Annotated in this window: 1 protein-coding gene; it reads left to right on the top strand. The window is 60.2% G+C overall.

The window, feature by feature from the left end; all coding sequences use genetic code 11:
* Positions 1–737, top strand: a 737-nt coding sequence (locus PY650_RS36600) for a cation:dicarboxylate symporter family transporter (protein WP_285884985.1), incomplete at both ends; no start/stop codon positions are given.

Genomic DNA, 737 nt, shown 5'->3' with positions numbered 1-737 from the left:
CCGCTCGGCGATGCCTTCATCAAGCTGGTGCGTATGGTCATTGCGCCGGTCATTTTCCTGACGGTGGCAACCGGCATCGCCGGCATGTCGGACCTCAAGAAATTCGGCCGCGTCGTCGGCAAGGCGCTCCTCTATTTCCTCGTATTCTCGACGCTGGCACTGATCGTCGGCCTCATCGTCTCGAACGTCCTGCAGCCGGGCGCCGGCATGCATATCAATCCGGCGTCGCTGGACACAAAGGCTGTCAACAACTATGCGGCACAGGCACATGACGCAACGGTCGTCGGCTTCCTGATGAACATCATCCCGGACACTGTCGTCGGCGCCTTCGCCAAGGGCGATATTCTCCAGGTCCTGTTCTTCTCGGTGGTCTTCGGCATCGCGCTCGGCGCTGTCGGCGAACGCGGCCGCCCGGTGTTGGATTTTCTGCAGGTGCTGACGGCGCCGATCTTCCGCATGGTGTCGATCCTGATGAAGTTCGCGCCGATCGGCGCTTTCGGCGCCATGGCTTTCACGATCGGCAAATATGGTATTGGCACGATCGCCAACTTGGCATTCCTGATCGGCACCTTCTACCTGACGTCGTTACTGTTCGTGCTCGTCGTGCTCGGCGCAGTCGCGCGCTATAACGGCTTCTCGATCCTGGCGTTGATCCGGTATATCAAGGAGGAACTGCTGCTGGTGCTCGGCACGTCGTCTTCGGAAGCCGCGTTGCCGGGCCTGATGAACAAGATGGA

Origin of the sequence: Martinezella calliandrae (assembly GCF_030272695.1) — a bacterium.
Lineage (GTDB): Bacteria > Pseudomonadota > Alphaproteobacteria > Rhizobiales > Rhizobiaceae > Rhizobium > Rhizobium calliandrae.
The sequence above is the reverse complement of the archived record's forward strand: the minus strand, read 5'-3'. Positions and strand labels throughout refer to the sequence as shown.